This window comes from Nocardia flavorosea, assembly GCF_015477805.1.
Classification (GTDB): Bacteria; Actinomycetota; Actinomycetes; order Mycobacteriales; family Mycobacteriaceae; genus Nocardia; species Nocardia flavorosea_A.
Genome location: NZ_JADLQL010000001.1, coordinates 1415000 through 1431219 on the forward strand (window position 1 = coordinate 1415000; position 16220 = coordinate 1431219).

Consider the following 16220-nt stretch of genomic DNA (forward strand, 5'->3'; position numbering starts at 1 on the left):
GTCGTTCACCCTGCCAATGCTTTCGGAATGGTCGCGTGCTCGGGCAGGATCACCCCGCAGCCGAGCGATGCCGCGAAGGCCGCGGCCTGGTAGCGGTAGCACCGGCGGATCTTCAACCGGGCCTGGGTGGACAGGTCGCGGGTGATGGCCTCGATCCGCGGCAGATCGCCGCGCAGGGGTTCGGTGATGGTGACCAGCGCACCGAACCGAGTGACACCGTGCCCGCGGGCCTGTTCCTCGCGGGCCTGCTGGGTCGCCCCGACCCGAAGTGTCGCCGAGGCCGACACCACACCCCGTTCGCTCTGCTGGGCGACCAGGGCGTTCTTGAAATCGTCGTCCACGATCTCGGCGGCGTCGGCGGCCGAATGCGGCCGGTACACGATGGCGATCCGCTTCCGCGGCACCTCCGGATTCGGCGCGAGCAGGCGCTGCAGTACCCGTTCGTCCACCGCGCCTTCGGGTGCGGTATCCATCTCCCAGGTAACCGAGCGGCCGCCGTCGTGGATCAGATGGTCCCATTTCTCGTCGTGTGATACCGGGCCCGCGTCCGCCCAATCCAGGCCGTGGCCCTCGGGTTCCCCGGCGGCGACTTCGAGGTCGGCCTGTGAGGCCGGGTCGTAGCTGCGCCGGATGAATCCGATGACCTCCTCGGCCGACATCGGCTGGGCCCGGACCCCGGCCTCGGCGAGCGCGGAGCAGATACCGGGCAGGCGGCGACCGATCTCGACCGCTTCCTCGGCCGGGTTCTTCCGCCGCTCCGCGGTGGTCGCCTTGAAGGTGATCGCGACCCGCGGCAGCAACTGCACCCGTTCCTGCGGTAGTTCGGTGGCCAGCTCGTACATCACCTGCTGGGCGAGGTCGGGCGATTCCGGCCGGGTGATCGTGGAAACCTCGGTGAGCAACCGGTTCCCGGTTTCCGGGACGGTATCGATCACCGGCACGACGGCGACGATATCGCTGGTCTGCCCGACCGAGGCCAGGAAGGTGCCCCAGGCCGAGACCCAGCGGTCGATCACCGGCTGGTCCACCGCCTCGTGACCCTGCGGCCAGGCGCGCAGCACCACCGTGTACTGCGCGAACTGTGGTAGGTGGATCATTCCGAAGCTGTAGCCGCCGGCGTCGATGCCCTCATACAGTTTCGACGGGGCAAGTAGCCCGGGCAGGCGGGTGAAACCACCCGGGACCCGGGAGAACCGGCCACCGCGGTACACGTGCTCGCCGCGGCTGCGTGAACGCATCCAGTGGAACATCATCAATCCCGTCTCGTAGCCCGAGCGCCCCCCGTGCCGCATGACCAGGGGCGCCATGATCACCACCCCGGCCCCGCCCACGATGGCGCCCCATTGGAAACCGCCGACCATGGCGACGACCAGCGCGGTGATGACCACCACGAAACCGAGCACGGTCTCTTCCCAGCGCAGACCGAAAAGGCCGGCGCTGCGCGGTTTCTGCCACAGCCCGTAGGAGCGGCGTTCGTAGGTTTCGGTGCTCGTCATCGCGGGATGGTGCTCCTACCGAGGTCGGGGGAACGGTTGGTCCAGCGGTCACCCGCGACATCGCCCATGGCTTGATCGGCGCGGGTCATCCCGGCGGTCGCGGACCGGGCAGCGCCGATTCCGCTGGCAACGCGGGACGAACCGGACGGTACACCGCCACTGCGCGGCGGTTCACCCGACCGTTGCGGCTGCGGCGCCGAGGCGCCGCCGCCACCGCCGCCGCGCGGCGGGGGCATCGGCCGTGGCGCACCGCCACCGCGCCCGCCGCCGGGCGGCGGGGGCCCCGCTGCGCCGCCGACGTACCCGGCGCGGCCCGGGGCGGCCGCCCCCTTGGTGCCCACCGCCTTGGTACCCATGGCGCCCAGGCCCGCGGCGGCGAGCAAGGTGCCACCGGTCGCGGTCAGGCCCGAACCGCCGCTGCCCACGATCGCCACCGCCGGCGTGACCAGCCGCATCAGGGCGGGCAGGACGAACGCGACACTGCACAGCAGCACGATGGCGACCAGCATGCGCTGAGCCTCTTCCGCTTCGGGCAGACCGCCGGCCGGGGTCAACTCGTCGACGTGGCCCGCGGTGGTGAAGGCGATCATGTACACGATCGCGGCCACGGGTTTCCACAGCATGAACGCGATGATCCAGCCGACCAGTTTCTGGTACGACTGTTTACCGGTATTCATCCCGGAGGCCGCAGCCGCCAGCGGCAGCACACCGGCCGCGATCACCAGCAACCCCTGGCGCACGATGGCGAGCACGATCTGGGCGAGCGCCCCGAGCAGGCCGACGATGGCGATTATCAGTACGAGACCGGGTGAAAACGCTTGAAGTTTACTGGTTTTCACCATGAGCTCGGCCAGGTTGCGAGCGTTGCCGTCGGTGGAATCCTGGATGATCCACTCGGCGAACCGGTCCGAAGCCACAGTACCGGCGACGATCACCGCGCCGAGCATCCACGAACTGAACACCACTCTGGTGAACATCCGGAACGATTCCGCCGCCTCGTTCATAGCCGCCCCGCGTCTGGCCTCCGCCAAGCGTAGACCGGTGATGATGATCGAGGCGATCAACAGGAGTATCTGCACCTGATAGGTGTAGTCGTTGATCTTGGTGAACAAGCTGCCCGAATCACTGGCCACCTCGTTGGGCACCTTCATCCAGAAGGTCAGCGCCAGGATGATGGCCTCCCCGAGGCCGTTCATCAGCGAATCGACCACCTTGCCGAAGGTGGAATCCCACGCCTTGTCCTTGACCGCGGTCGCGGCCTCGCCCGGATGGGCCGCCGCGTTACCCGCCTTGCAGACGGCCGCCGCGGCATCACCCAGCGAAATCCCGGGAATGCCGAGATCGTCGAGGGCGTCGTGTATCTCGTTGCAGGTCTGGTCCCAGCCGTAGGTCTGGCTGTTGGCCACGGCCGGAGTCGTGACCATCACGGTGAAGATCACCGCGAAGATCGTGACGAATCGTCTGGCCAGCGTAACTCGCCGGGAAACCGCGGGATCCCGGCGCCGACCGGCGGGCTCGCTGTCTTCGCGCACTACCTGAGCTTCCACTTCACGTCCCAACAACGGAATCACCATCGAGTCCACCCCTCCAGCGATTCGACATACTCGGTCTGTGTGTTCGGCGAGGTGGTGGGCTTCAACCGCCAATCACCCGCATCCCACACCATGATCAGCCGCATGGTCACCCATACCGGTTTCCCGCCCAGCGCCGGAGCGCGCAGCGCCAGCCGCACTATCGCCATGTCGTCGGCGTAGTCGTCGATCTTGAACGCATCGGAGGCCACCAGATACCGGGTCACCGATTCGGGTTGCTGCTCGGGCAGCGCATCCGCCTCCAGGGCCTTGTCGTAGGCCGCGATCTGCTGTGCCGAAACCCGCACCTGCCGCACGTAGAGATCGCGGTGGCCGGGCCGCGCGTTGAGCCGGTAGGTGATCTGCGCGGCGGCCAGTGCGGCGCCCTGCGGGGTATGCGAATAGCCCACTGCCAGACCGTCTTCGATCCGCGACGGACCGTCGGAAGTGGAGAACGGCACCGAGGCGCCGTACACCCGCTGCCAGCCCCGCGGCGCGGTGGTGCCCGCCGGTGCCGCCGTGAGCCAATCCGGATCCGACGGACTGCGCTGCGACGACGGGTCCTGCGGCAGCACCTGCCCCGCCGGGTTGTTCGGAATATCCACCCGGCGGTTGAAGACGTCCACGTCCGGATCGGCGAAACCCTCGCCCACCGCCGGCGCGGGTGCGGGCCCCGCCGCAGGCTCGTCGTCGCGCCCGGTCCACATGACGACACCCACGACCACGATCAATGCCAGCATCGCCGCGGACGCCACGACACCGAAGGAGACTCGGTCACGCTGATAGGTCTCCTTCCCGCTCACTTCGGGGCCTCCACTCTCACTGCGTCACTGGGTATTTCGCCGACGGGTTCGATGGGTCGCGCGGTCGATTCCGGATCCGGCAGCCGTAACCGCCAATCGTCGGCGAACCACTCCACCGTCGTATGGTTGACGGCTTTCGAGCTGTCCGAGTATTCGCTGTACACATCCACCGCAGCCCGCCGATCGGTGTACTCGGTGATCCGGTACCCGAGCAGGCGGGGCGCATAGACCGGATCCGCGGGCCCGCTGATGGACACCTGCACCCGGTTCACCGCCCATTCGTCCTTCGCCGGGCCTGGAACCACTTCCCGCGCAGCGATATTCGACCATTGACTGTCATCGGCCACCGACAGTCGCACGGCGTGCACCATCGCCGCAACCCCGGCACCGGTCGGCGAATGATCGAAACCTGTTGCCGCGCCGTCGGTTTCCACGGTCGGGCCCTGATCGGTATGCGGCAACGGCACACCCTGGAAAGGCTGCCAGCGCACATTCGTCGGCGGCGCGGACAGATCCGGCGGCGCCGTCGCGTCGCCGTCGCCACAGCCGACAGCACCGGTCAGCAGGACCACTGCCAGTAATCCGGCAGCCCGTATCGCACCGAACCGCGGTGCGGACGGTGTTTCGGTCGAATTCATCCGCAGGTCGTTCCCCTCGCCTCGCCCCGGCTCATCCGGGCAGGAACGCCAGCGCGATACCGGAAGCGGTACTGGCGACGGCCGCTCCCAGCAGGCTCATGAGCACACCGTGCGAGGCGTCGTTCATCGCCAGATCGCCCTTGAAGGTGAGCCACAATTTGCCCGCCGAGACGATCAACCACGCCAGACAGCCCATGAGGACGAACCACAGCAGCCAGTTCAGCAGCTGCATCAGCGGTTCCAGCACTTCGGCCGGCATTTGCTTGTACGCCAGTACACCGGCCGCCCCGACCAGATCCATCTCTACCTCACGTTCCGATGACGGCGTTCATGATGGTGCCCGCGCTGGTGGCCACCACACCGCCGATCATCGCGCCGGCCACCATCTTCGGCGACTCCAAGCCGCCACCGGTCCACTTCTCCCACGCGAATTTACCGCCCGCGTAGATGATGCCGCAGATACCGGACAGCAGCACGAACCAGGTGAGATAGCGGACCAACTGCAGGATCTTGTCGGAACCGGGCGGCGCCTCCGGGGTCGGATTACCTATCTGCGCCAATACGGCCGTGTCGTAGACCTGGTGAACCGCAAGAAGTACGGTGCTCATCGGGTGCCTTTCTCGATAGCTGAGGTGCAACATTGGGTCCGCGCGAGCGCGGGGAGCACAGAACGGGAAATGTGCTCGACGGGCATCACGACATCACTCCTCCACGAATCTCGATCGGCCCCGGGCGGGGGCGGCCTCCGATTCTTCCAGGGCGGCACGGGCGGCCGCGACGATCTCCGAGCCGAGTTCCCGGATATCCAGGGGAACTTCGTCGAGCGGGTCGATCCGGCGGCGGCGCTGCGCGGCGACCGCCACCCCGGGCGTCCACACCGGCAGCTTCTCCGGTTCGACCAGCGTCCATTCCTCGTACCACGGCACCTGCCAGATCTGCCCGGCCAGCGAGGCCACGACATCGCGATACCGGCGGATCTCCGGCGCCATCCGGCCCGGCCGGGCCGCCACCGTGATCAACCCGAGAACCTGGCTCGGTCCGGCCAGCCCGGCATGGTGCTGGCGCAGCAGATCATGGGCGTGGGTCAACCCTGCGATGGTCTCCCGGGCGACCAGCACCACGAACGGTGATTCCCGGTCGAAAACGCCCGGCCAGCGCCGCCCGGAATCAGCGGCGGGCGCAAGGATATGCGCGAGCGTGCTGGCGCCGGCACCGCCGTGCACGCCCAGCAGCCAGACCAGCGGCGCGCGGCCGGCGCCCGGCACGGGTCGATCCCAGATCGCGGCGCGGCGCGATTCCGGCGGGGGTACCACTCCGGCGGCGGCACTACGGTCGGGTCGGCGAGGAAGATTCATAGCGGCCGTCATGATGCCACCCCGGCGAGTAACCGCTCATAGGTCTGCCGGGTCTCGTCGGCCAGGGCGATATGCCGGACCAGCTCACCACGGGCGAGATGCGGATCGTAGGGCACCTCGACGATATCGCGGACCCAGCCGGCCAGATGCTCACGCAAATGATCGGCGACCCGCGAATCCACCCCCGGATGCTGGTGCGACACCACGATGGTGGTGTCGCCGACGATGCCACCGCCCATCGGCTCGGATTGATCGCCGTATTCGTCGTCCAGCCATTCGAGAGTCACGCGCAGCCGGTTGGCCGCGTCGACGCGCGCCGGAATTGCCAGGACCAGGGCGACATCCGCGTCGTCGAGCAGGGGGCGCAGCTGGCGCCCGGCGATGGGGCTACCACCGTCGAAGATCGCGGTGTACCCGGCATGATCCACCGCCCGCGCCACCGTCAGATAGCTGGCCCGGCGGCGCAGCGGCGCGGCGTCCCGCCACAACAGGCCGATTCCCGAGGTCGCGCGCGACATACAGTCCTTCAGCGGCGCCGGCTCGTCGTCCCCGCGACCGTACAACCACTGCTGCAGGCTGATCGGGTGCAGATGCTCGTCGGCGCCGCGCAGGGCGAGATCGCCGCCCGCCGGGGTGGCGTCCACAGCCACCGTGGCCGTTCCCGTGAGACCCAGTTCGCCCGCGAGACCCAGCGCGGTGGTGGTCGTTCCGGCACCACCGCAGCCACCGACCACCAGGATCGGCCGGGCCGCGCCCGGGGTGCGGCCACCACTACCACGCAGCCGGACCACCGACGCCTTCCGGTTCCCGCCCGTCTCGTCCGCCGCCGAATCCGGCGCGGTGTCGAGCCAGCGGCTCCAATCCTCTCCCATCCTGCACTCTCCTCTATCCGGCCGTGATACCCGTGATGAGGGTGCGGCCGTCGATCGCCGCGGTGGTGACCGTCTGCCTGCTGTAGGTGGCCGGCTCACCACCGGGCCGGTACTCGGTGACCTCGACGGAATACCGCCCGTCGGCGACGGTCACGATGCGGACGCAATGCCGGGTTCCGGGGGCGACGCTGTCGATCCCGGCCTGGATCACCGCACTGGCGGACACCGCGGCGTCGGGCGCCACCACCGCACGAGCAGCAGTACCGGAACGCTCTACGTAGTACGCATATTGGAAGCGCAGAATTGCGGCGGGCCCGGAATCCGTTCCGCCCGGGCCGGCGCCACGCAGTACCGACCCGTCCTGTTCGTCCGGGCATTCGGGACCGGCCGCGGCGCCCGTACTACCGGCGGTGAAACGTAACCCGGCCCCGTCGTCGGGGCCGGCGGCCCGCGGTGCGCCCGGAGCCAGTAGGTACACCACCACGGCCGTGGCGATGGCGAGGACGACGACGGCGGCGGCCAGCACACCGAATGTCCGGCGCCGGCGGGCACCGGCGTCGCCGGACATATCGCGTAACCGGCCGGGCGTGCGGCCGATACGGGCGGGCTGGGCGAGTTCGTCGTCGTCGGGCCAGGGCAGGCGCAGCAGATCACCGTCACGCTCATCGGCCGGCTCGTCCACCCAGTCGGACCAGCCGCCGGTGAATTCACTGCGCCGGCCGGACAGTTCGGCGGGTGCCGGGTCCGGCGTGGCGGACGCGCTACCGGCCTCGGCGATGTAGTCGGGGTACCTGGCGGGGCCGTCGTCGGCGGCCGCGGCGATCTCCGGTTCGGACCGTCCGGCCGGGCGGTCCACGGCGGCACTGTCCCCCTCGGGGGTAAGCGGGTCGTACCATCGATCGAGCTTTTTGTAGGACTTCAACATTCCCCCATTCCCGTGGCGCCGGGCACGTGATATCGCATCATCGATCCCTCTCGGCGATCAGTTCACGGAGAACGAGTCGTTTTCGGTTGTCGGGGGTGTATCGGACCGGTGTGCCGACGGTCGATCCGGGGACGCGCCGCCGGCTCCTGTCCCGAATGGGAATTGTCCCGTACCGGAGGGAGCGGGCGCAGGCGACGCGCCGGGCCCGGTTCCTGAGAATCCGGCCGACGGCGGCGACGCCGCCCCGGGAACACTACCGAGCGGCGCCGGCTCACCGGCCACCGGTTCGCTGCCGCTGCCGTAGGCGTTCGCGAGATCCCGCGCGGCGGCGGCGAACCAATCGGCGATGAACTTCGTCGGCGCTTCACCGGTTGCCGAAATCGCCGCGTTGCCATAGGCCTGGTGCCGCTGAATGGTGTCCCAGTAGCGCACCCACGTCGTGGTATCGAGCAGGGCGTGGTTGTCCTGGATATTGTCGACGACGGCGTTGAAAGCCTGACTCACCAGCCGGATACCGGTGGTGGGCGGAACGAGTTGCGGAATCGCGCCCAGCAGCTTGGTACCCAGCATCAGCAACGCCGCCGGCGGATTCGCCAGCCCGGCCATGGCCAGCTCGGCGATCGCCGTCGGATTCAGCACCGTACGCACCACGGTGACCACCGCATTGAGCCCGATCATGCCCACCTTCAGCAACGCGCGCATCGCGCCCGGAATATCCAGTGGGGTCCGCGGATCGGCGGCATCGGCCAGCCGTTCGGAGATCGATTTCTTCGGCGAGATGTTCAGGTTCGCCAGCGAGGTACCCGAAATATCCTCGTTGACCACCTTGGTCGCGGTTTTGATCGACGTGAAGGCGAGCGCCTGGGCCACCGAGGTGAGCGAGGCGATGGGATCGCCACCACTGAGCTTGGCCTGCCCCACGATACTGGCGACCGCCTTCAGAATCGGCGCGCCCTCGGGTGCGTCGCAGGCGAGGTCGCCCGCGGCGCAGAAGCTGGCGACTCGTCCGGTGAGGGTGCCGAAATCCTCGGCGGTGTCCCGGTTCGGGGCGATCCCGCCACCGGCCGCGGGCGCCTGTGGAAGCGCGGCGATACCGGCGATCTCCGCCCCCTCGGTACCGGGTGCGGGATCCGGGTTCGCCTTACCCGGTGCGCCGGGAAACAGCGGGGCCCCCGGGGTTCTGGTGGGATCGCCGATCAGAGCCACGGCCGCGATCTTGTCGTCGGGCAACGGCCCTTGCCCCTGTCCGACCTCCTGGGCGAATACCGAAGCCACATGGGCGCCCTGGGAATACCCGACGATGGCGAGCCGGGTTTCGGGGCAGCGTTGCGCCACCGATACCGCCATGGTGCGCAACCGGATCAGCCCACCGCTCACCGATTCCGAGTACGGGGTGACGCTACCGCCGTCTATCCCACCGAAACTGGACTCGTACGGCACGTAGGCACGCTGGACCAGGCTCTCCTCGGGCGCCGCGGCCATGAGCGGACGGAACACCGTGGACAGCATCCCGGTATCGGTGGTGGGCGCGGCATCCGGCGACGATTCGCCGGTGCCCTGAATACCCAAGGCATACAGGGCCGGACAGGTACCGATCGGAAGTTCCGTGGACGGACCCGACGGACCCGAGAAGTCGGGCGGCTGCGCATATGCGGGAGCGGTGAGGGTCCCTGCCGTCACGGTCGCCACAGCGACGGTGAGTGCGATCAGCATCCCCGAGAAACTTCTGCTTACAGCCATAGCGACCCGCAATCACTCTTACCGCAGTTACCGAGCGCGACGAAACGCAGTAAACGGTAACAGATTCCGGCTATCACCGCTGAAGCGGCGAAGAGTTTACGCGACCCGCCAGCACCGCCTGTACGCGCCACGGCGCGTTGCAGCCCGAATGTTACAAATTTCCGGAGCGGCCCGAGCGGCTGCCAAGGCCCCGAAACGCTCAGGCCGCGGAGGTCACCCGGTAGACGTCGTAGACGCCCTCGACGTTGCGGACAACATTGAGCAAATGGCCCAGATGCTTCGGATCACCCATTTCGAAGGTGAACTTGCTGATCGCCACCCGGTCGCCATGGGTGGTCACAGCCGCGGACAGGATATTGACCTTCTCGTCGGCCAGTACCTTGGTGACATCCGAAAGCAGCCGGGTGCGATCCAGGGCCTCGATCTGGATGGCCACCAGGAAAACCGAATGCGGCGACGGCGCCCATTCCACGTCGATGATGCGTTCCGACTGCTCCCGCAGCGAATCGGCGTTGGTGCAGTCGACCCGGTGCACACTCACCGAACCCCCGCGGGTAACGAATCCCAGGATCTCGTCCCCGGGGACGGGGGTGCAGCATTTCGCCAGCTTGGCCACGGTGCCCTCGGCACCGGGGATCAGCACTCCGGCATCGCCGCTGAGCCGCTGACGCGGCGGGGTGGTGGACGGGGTGGAACGTTCGGCGAGTTCGTTCTCCACGTCGCCGATTCCGCCGAGCTGCGCCATGAGCCGCTGCACCACATGATGCGCGGAGACCTGGTGTTCGCCCACCGCGGTGTAGAGCATCGAGATATCGCCGTAGTGCAGTTCGTGGGCCACGGCTGTCATCGCGTCGACGTTCATCAGCCGCTGCAGCGGCAGACCGACACGTTTGACCTCTTTGTTGATCTGCTCCTTGCCGTTCTCCAGCGCCTCTTCCCGGCGCTCCTTGGCGAACCACTGGCGAATCTTGGCCTTGGCGCGCGGCGAGACGACGAAACCCTGCCAGTCGCGGCTGGGCCCGGCGTTGGGGGCCTTCGAGGTGAAGACCTCCACGACCTCCCCGTTCTCCAGTTGCCGTTCCAGCGCGACCAAACGGCCGTTCACCCGGGCGCCGATACATTTGTGCCCGACCTCGGTATGCACCGCGTAGGCGAAATCCACCGGCGTGGACTTCTGCGGCAGCGTGATCACATCGCCCTTCGGCGTGAAGACGAAGATCTCCGGGGCCTTGAGGTCGAAACGCAGCGATTCCAGGAACTCGGCCGGGTCCGCCGCCTCGCGCTGCCAGTCCAGCAGTTGCCGCATCCAGGCCATATCGTCGACCTCGGCCGCATCACCGGAGTGGCGGCCCTTGGTCTCCTTGTACCGCCAGTGCGCGGCGATCCCGAATTCGGCGGTGCGGTGCATATCGTGGGTGCGGATCTGCACCTCGAGCGGTTTACCGTCCGGACCGACCACGGTGGTGTGCAACGACTGGTACACCCCGTAGCGGGGCTGGGCGATGTAATCCTTGAACCGCCCCGCCATGGGCTGCCACAGCGAATGAACCACGCCGACGGCGGCGTAGCAGTCGCGCACCTCGTCGCACAGGATTCGGATACCCACCAGATCGTGGATATCGTCGAAATCCTTCCCCTTGACGATCATCTTCTGATAAATCGACCAGTAGTGCTTGGGCCGGCCTTCGACCGTCGCGGGTATCCGGGACGCGGCGAGGGTGTTCACGATTTCGGCGCGCACCTTCGCCAGATAGGTGTCACGTGACGGTGCCCGGTCGGCGACCAGCCGGACGATCTCGTCGTACTTCTTAGGGTGCAGAATCGCGAACGCGAGATCCTCGAGTTCCCATTTGACGGTCGCCATACCCAGCCGGTGTGCCAGCGGCGCGATTACCTCGAGGGTTTCGCGGGCCTTCTTGGCTTGCTTCTCCGGCGGTAGGAACCGCATGGTCCGCATATTGTGCAGCCGATCGGCCACCTTGATCACCAGCACCCGTGGGTCGCGTGCCATGGCGATGATCATCTTGCGGATGGTCTCGGCCTCCGCGGCCGCGCCCAGGTTCACCTTGTCCAGCTTGGTGACGCCGTCGACCAGGTGGGCGACCTCGGAGCCGAATTCCGCGGTCAGCTGTTCGAGCGTGTACCCGGTGTCCTCGACGGTGTCGTGCAGCAGGGCCGCCACCAGGGTGGTGGTGTCCATCCCCAGCTCGGCGAGGATATTCGCCACGGCCAGCGGATGGGTGATGTACGGGTCGCCGGACTTGCGGAACTGGGTGGCATGGCGTTCGTCGGCAACGTCGAAGGCGCGCTGCAGCTGCGTCAGGTTCGCCTTCGGATACAGTTCCCGATGCACCGTGGCCAGCGGTTCGAGCACCGGTTTCACCGCGGGAATACCGCGCTGACCGGTCATCCGCCGGGCCAGCCGGGCACGCACCCGCCGGGAGGCCGAACTCGGGACGGCACCGGACTGGCGGGCGGGCTCGGCCGCGGCACCCGGACGCGGGCCACCCGCGGAGGCGGCGGCCCCGGCACCGTTGGACGGCGATCCCGATGTCTGCTCGACATTCGCCTCGCCCAGATGCTGAGTCATGCCACCACCTCTCCGTGCCGCGGCGTAACACCGCAACGCTTCAGACCACCAACTTTAGACCCCGCAGCCGTACGGGAGACCCCAGAGCAACACCATCGACACCGATCGATACGCCGACCCACCCGATAGAACACCGTATTCGACCGCGTCCTTCCCACTACGCGCGGGTTCGGGTCCATTACCCGAGCCCATCCGGGGTCAGTTCGACCCGCCTGGTGATACCGATATCGGCCAGGAACCGCCGATCGTGACTCACCACGAGCAGCGCGCCCTGGAATGCCGCCAGGGCCTCGGTGAGATGCCGCAGACTCACCAGGTCCAGGTTATTGGTCGGCTCGTCGAGAATCAGCAGTTTGGGCGCCGGATCGGCGAGCAACAGCATTGCCAGCGCGGCCCGCAACCGCTCGCCACCGGAGAGCGCAGCGGCGGGCACGTCGGCGGCGGCACCGCGGAACAGGAAACGGGCGAGCTGGGCGCGGATCCGCTCCGGTTCGGCGTGCGGAGCGCCGGCGGCGACATTGTCGAACACGCTGCGGTGCTCGTCGAAGAGATCGAGCCGCTGCGGCAGCATCCGCCACGGCACCCGCGGCGGTTCGGCGGTGAGCCGCCGCAGCAGGGTGGTTTTGCCGACCCCGTTACGGCCGGTTATCGCGACCCGCTCCGGACCGTCGACCACCAGCGAGACCACCGGACCGTTGGCCAGCCGTACCGCTTCCAACGCGACCACGTGCTGACCGGGATACAACCGCGTATCGGGTAGCTCGATCCGGATCTCGCGGTCGTCGCGTAATGATTCCTCGGCTTGTTCGAGCCGGTCCTTGGCCTCCTGAACCTTCTCGATATGACTGTTGCGCAGTTTGCCCGCCGAGACCTCGGCCTGCCGTTTCCGCTGTCCCATCACGATCTTCGGTTCTCGTTTGTTCTCGTACATCTTCTGCCCGTACCGCTGCCGGCGGTCGAGCTTGATCCGGGCCTCCACCAGCTCCCGCGATTGTTTCCGCATATCGCTGCGCGCGTCGCGGATCGCCGCCCGGGCGGCCTCCTGCTCCTGTTCGACGATCTGCTCGTAGTCGCGGTAGTTACCGCCGAACAACCGCAACCGGCCGCCGCGCAGTTCGGCGATGGTGCCCATCCGGTCCAGTAGTTCGCGGTCGTGGCTGACCACCACTACGGTGCCGGTGAACTGGTCGACCACATCGTAGAGCCGGGCGCGGGCCGCCGAATCGAGGTTGTTGGTGGGCTCGTCGAGCAGTAGCACCTGCGGTTCCCGGAGCAGTTCGGCCACCAGGCCGAGCAGAACGGTTTCCCCGCCGGAAAGAGTTTCCAGCCGGCGATCCAGCTGTGCTACGGACCCGGCCAGGTAATCCAGTCCGAGCCGCCCGAACAAAGCCACCGCGCGTTCCTCGATATCCCACCGGGTGCCGACGAGATCGAAATCGCTCTCGTCGCCGGAGCCGGATTCGATTCGGTGCAGAGCTTTCCGTACGTCGGCGATACCGAGTACGGCATCGACCTGCTGTCCCACCGCCAGACCGAGATCCTGCCGCAGGTAGCCGAGTTCACCGGTTACGGTGATCGAGCCGCGCGCGGGACGCAGTGCACCGGCCAGCAGGCGGAGAAGTGTCGATTTCCCGGCGCCGTTGGCCCCGACGAGTCCGAGATGGCCGGGCCCGAGAACCGCATCGAGCCCGTCGAACACCGGAGTTCCATCCGGCCAGGAAAAACAGAGATCGGAAAAAGATATATCGGCCACAATTGCCCCTGAGGTATCGATACGAACGCGGCGCGCAGAATGCGGGCCGCACGAGCGACTACCTCATGAGAGCAACGGCATCTCCGATCCCCGGGAACAAGACCTCGACGAGAATACACCCCGGCACGGAACCGTGCCAGCGTTTCAGGACCGGGATCACACGAGTCCCGGAAGCCGCGCGCTAGGCCGTGATGATCGAGGTGACCGGGTAATCGCCCTGACGGGAGCGACCGCCCAAGCCCTCGAGTTCCAGCACCACCGCCGCGGCCACCACCTGCGCACCGGCGGAGGTGAACAGATCCGCTGCCGCCGCCAGGGTGCCACCGGTGGCCAGTACATCGTCGAGCAGCAGCACCCGCCGACCGGTCAGCTCGACGCCGGTGGCCGGGATCTCCAGCGCGGCCGTCCCGTACTCCAGGTGATACTCCCGGGTGATCACCGGGGGAGGCAGTTTGCCACGCTTGCGGACGGCCAGCACCCCGGTGCCCAGCCTGGTCGCGACCCCCGCGCCGAGCAGAAAACCGCGGGCGTCCACCCCGGCGACCAGGTCCGCGTCCGGAACCAGCGCGGCCAGGCAGTCGACAACGGTCCGGAAACCGTCGGCATCGGCGAAAACCGGCGTGAGATCGGCGAAGCGCACCCCGGGCTCCGGGAAATCATCGGCCCAGCGAGTGAGGCGCCGGACGAGGCCGGCGGTGTGTCCGCCGCGTTCGCCGGCCGCTTCGGCGGGTTCTGCCGCCGCGTGCTTACTCATCGGGACACCTCTTTCTCAACCGCACTCGGTATCAACGCTGCAGGACCCACTGGTCCATATTCCAGCCGGATCCGGCCCGAGTGGGGCCCGCGATGCCATTGTCCAGGCCACCGGCGAACGCGATCGTGCGGGGAGTCGCGAACAACGGGATGCTGGGCAGCTGCGCCCACAGCAGGTTCTCGGCCTCGGTGAGCAGATTCAGCTGCGTGGTCGAATCATCTTCGGCGGCGAGCTGATCGGTGATCGAATCGTAGCGTCCGTTACGGAACTGCCCGATATTGAGCCCGCTCCCGCTGCGCAGGCCCCCGATCGCGGCGATACCGTCGAGTGAACCCGCCGGCCCCGGCGCTCCCCCGGGGCCGCCCAGCACCGCGTCCACCGCGCCGTCCCGCAGTCGCATCGGTGTGAAATCCGGGGTGCTCGCATCTTCTACGGTGATACCGGCCGCTCTGCACGCATCGGCGATCATCGACACCGTCTGCGCCCGGCGGGCATCGGGGGCGAGATAGCCGATCCGGACGACCATCCCGTCCTTACCGGCGTCGGCCAGCGCCGCCTGGGCGCCATCGACATCACCGGCCGCGAACGCTTCGGCGGCGCCGGTGACCACCGGGTAGTACAGCGAATCCTGCTGCAGAGTCCGCGAATTCGACGGCCCGGAGCCGAGCCCCGCCTCGGGCGCCTCGGTGACCCGGCCGAGTCGGTCGAAAAGTCCCTGCCTGGGCACGCAGAGAGCGAAAGCGCGCCGCGCGGCGGCCGATTCGAAAACCCCGCCGGTATTGAGTACCAGTTGTTCGATACCGCGGCTGGGCAACTGCTGGACGGAGTAGGAGTCCAGATTCAGTTCGGGCAGCGAACCCGCGCCGATATCCACCACGGCCGCCGAACCGTCCGCCACCCGCGCGGCGAGATCGGCCGGTTTGGGGTACACCACGATCCGGCCGGTGGCCGGCGCCTCCCCCCACCAGCGTTCGTTGGCGACCAGGACTAGGCCGTCCTCCAGGCCGAACGATTCGATCCGGTACGGCCCCGACGACGGGAAGCGCGTGATGTCGAGTTCGCCCGGCTCCAGGTTCCAGCCGGTGTTCCAGAACTGGGCCAGCCGGTCCAAGGCGGGACGGTCGTCGTTCTGAACAGCGGCGACGATATCGGGAACATTCGCCGCCTCGGCCGCCACATGGGCGGGCATCAACTCACCGGCGCCGAACAGCGTGCGCCACGGCAGATAGCGCTTTCCGGGCCGGAACACCACGGTGCCGTCCTTGGACCCGGGCTGGCATTCCACCCGTTCGATATCCTCGTAACCGGCGGTGCTCGCCGATTCGAAACCCGGGAACCGGCCACTGCGCGCCGCCCACGTGAATACGAGATCGTCGCAGGATGTGGGCACACCGTCGGAATAGACGCCGCGCGGATTGAGCCGGTACTGGATCGTCTGCGCCTCACCGGGCACTTCCTTGGCGGTGCCGACATCGGTATCGGCGACCGGCTGACCGTCGGGCCCGGTGTAGAAGAACCCGGTCAGCACCCGGCCGAATACCGCCTGCGCCGAGGCGGCACCCGCCGCGGTACCACCGTTGTAACTGGTGACCGCGGTATCGACGGCGTACCCGATCGAGGGCACCTGATCCTCACCGGAACATCCCGCCACCAACCCGGCGGCCGCGGTGGTCGCCGCGAGCACCGCGATCGTCCGGCGCAGATATGGCAGTCGCATCGATCC

Annotated in this window: 14 protein-coding genes; all 14 read right to left on the reverse strand. The window is 67.8% G+C overall.

Features of this window, described 5'->3' with window-relative positions; all coding sequences use genetic code 11:
- Window positions 1-5: 5 nt before the first annotated feature.
- Window positions 6-1496 (reverse strand): SCO6880 family protein, encoded by a 1491-nt coding sequence (locus tag IU448_RS06315; RefSeq protein ID WP_195054489.1) that lies wholly within the window; start codon window positions 1494-1496, stop codon window positions 6-8.
- A complete protein-coding gene (locus IU448_RS06320) occupies window positions 1493-3070 on the reverse strand; it encodes a conjugal transfer protein TraG N-terminal domain-containing protein (protein WP_228812041.1) in 1578 nt (525 codons plus the stop codon). The genes IU448_RS06315 and IU448_RS06320 overlap by 4 nt, the downstream gene beginning before the upstream one ends.
- A complete protein-coding gene (locus tag IU448_RS06325) occupies window positions 3064-3870 on the reverse strand; it encodes a hypothetical protein (RefSeq protein WP_195054490.1) in 807 nt (268 codons plus the stop codon). The genes IU448_RS06320 and IU448_RS06325 overlap by 7 nt, the downstream gene beginning before the upstream one ends.
- On the reverse strand, window positions 3867-4508 hold the full coding sequence (locus IU448_RS06330) for a hypothetical protein (protein ID WP_228812042.1): 642 nt from the start codon (window positions 4506-4508) through the stop codon (window positions 3867-3869). The genes IU448_RS06325 and IU448_RS06330 overlap by 4 nt, the downstream gene beginning before the upstream one ends.
- 31 nt (window positions 4509-4539) lie before the next feature.
- A complete protein-coding gene (locus IU448_RS06335) occupies window positions 4540-4809 on the reverse strand; it encodes a hypothetical protein (protein WP_033241575.1) in 270 nt (89 codons plus the stop codon).
- Between the two features lie 7 nt (window positions 4810-4816).
- Window positions 4817-5116 (reverse strand): hypothetical protein, encoded by a 300-nt coding sequence (locus tag IU448_RS06340; protein WP_195054491.1) that lies wholly within the window; start codon window positions 5114-5116, stop codon window positions 4817-4819.
- A gap of 93 nt (window positions 5117-5209) precedes the next feature.
- On the reverse strand, window positions 5210-5875 hold the full coding sequence (locus IU448_RS06345; RefSeq protein WP_195054492.1) for a hypothetical protein: 666 nt from the start codon (window positions 5873-5875) through the stop codon (window positions 5210-5212).
- A complete protein-coding gene (locus IU448_RS06350; protein WP_195054493.1) occupies window positions 5872-6735 on the reverse strand; it encodes a MinD/ParA family ATP-binding protein in 864 nt (287 codons plus the stop codon). The genes IU448_RS06345 and IU448_RS06350 overlap by 4 nt, the downstream gene beginning before the upstream one ends.
- Window positions 6736-6748: 13 nt before the next feature.
- On the reverse strand, window positions 6749-7660 hold the full coding sequence (locus IU448_RS06355; RefSeq protein ID WP_195054494.1) for a hypothetical protein: 912 nt from the start codon (window positions 7658-7660) through the stop codon (window positions 6749-6751).
- 57 nt (window positions 7661-7717) lie between these two features.
- On the reverse strand, window positions 7718-9400 hold the full coding sequence (locus IU448_RS06360; RefSeq protein WP_228812043.1) for a cutinase family protein: 1683 nt from the start codon (window positions 9398-9400) through the stop codon (window positions 7718-7720).
- Between the two features lie 199 nt (window positions 9401-9599).
- Window positions 9600-11990, reverse strand: a complete 2391-nt coding sequence (locus IU448_RS06365; protein ID WP_195054495.1) for a RelA/SpoT family protein — start codon at window positions 11988-11990, stop codon at window positions 9600-9602.
- 178 nt (window positions 11991-12168) lie between these two features.
- Window positions 12169-13743, reverse strand: coding sequence for an ATP-binding cassette domain-containing protein (locus tag IU448_RS06370; RefSeq protein ID WP_195054496.1), 1575 nt, complete (start codon window positions 13741-13743; stop codon window positions 12169-12171).
- Between the two features lie 181 nt (window positions 13744-13924).
- Window positions 13925-14497 carry an adenine phosphoribosyltransferase gene (locus IU448_RS06375; RefSeq protein ID WP_195054497.1) on the reverse strand — a complete coding sequence of 191 codons (573 nt, stop codon included), beginning with the start codon at window positions 14495-14497 and terminating at the stop codon, window positions 13925-13927.
- A gap of 31 nt (window positions 14498-14528) precedes the next feature.
- Entirely contained in the window at window positions 14529-16214 is a 1686-nt protein-coding gene (locus IU448_RS06380) for an ABC transporter substrate-binding protein (RefSeq protein ID WP_195054498.1), read from the reverse strand.
- Window positions 16215-16220: the final 6 nt, after the last annotated feature.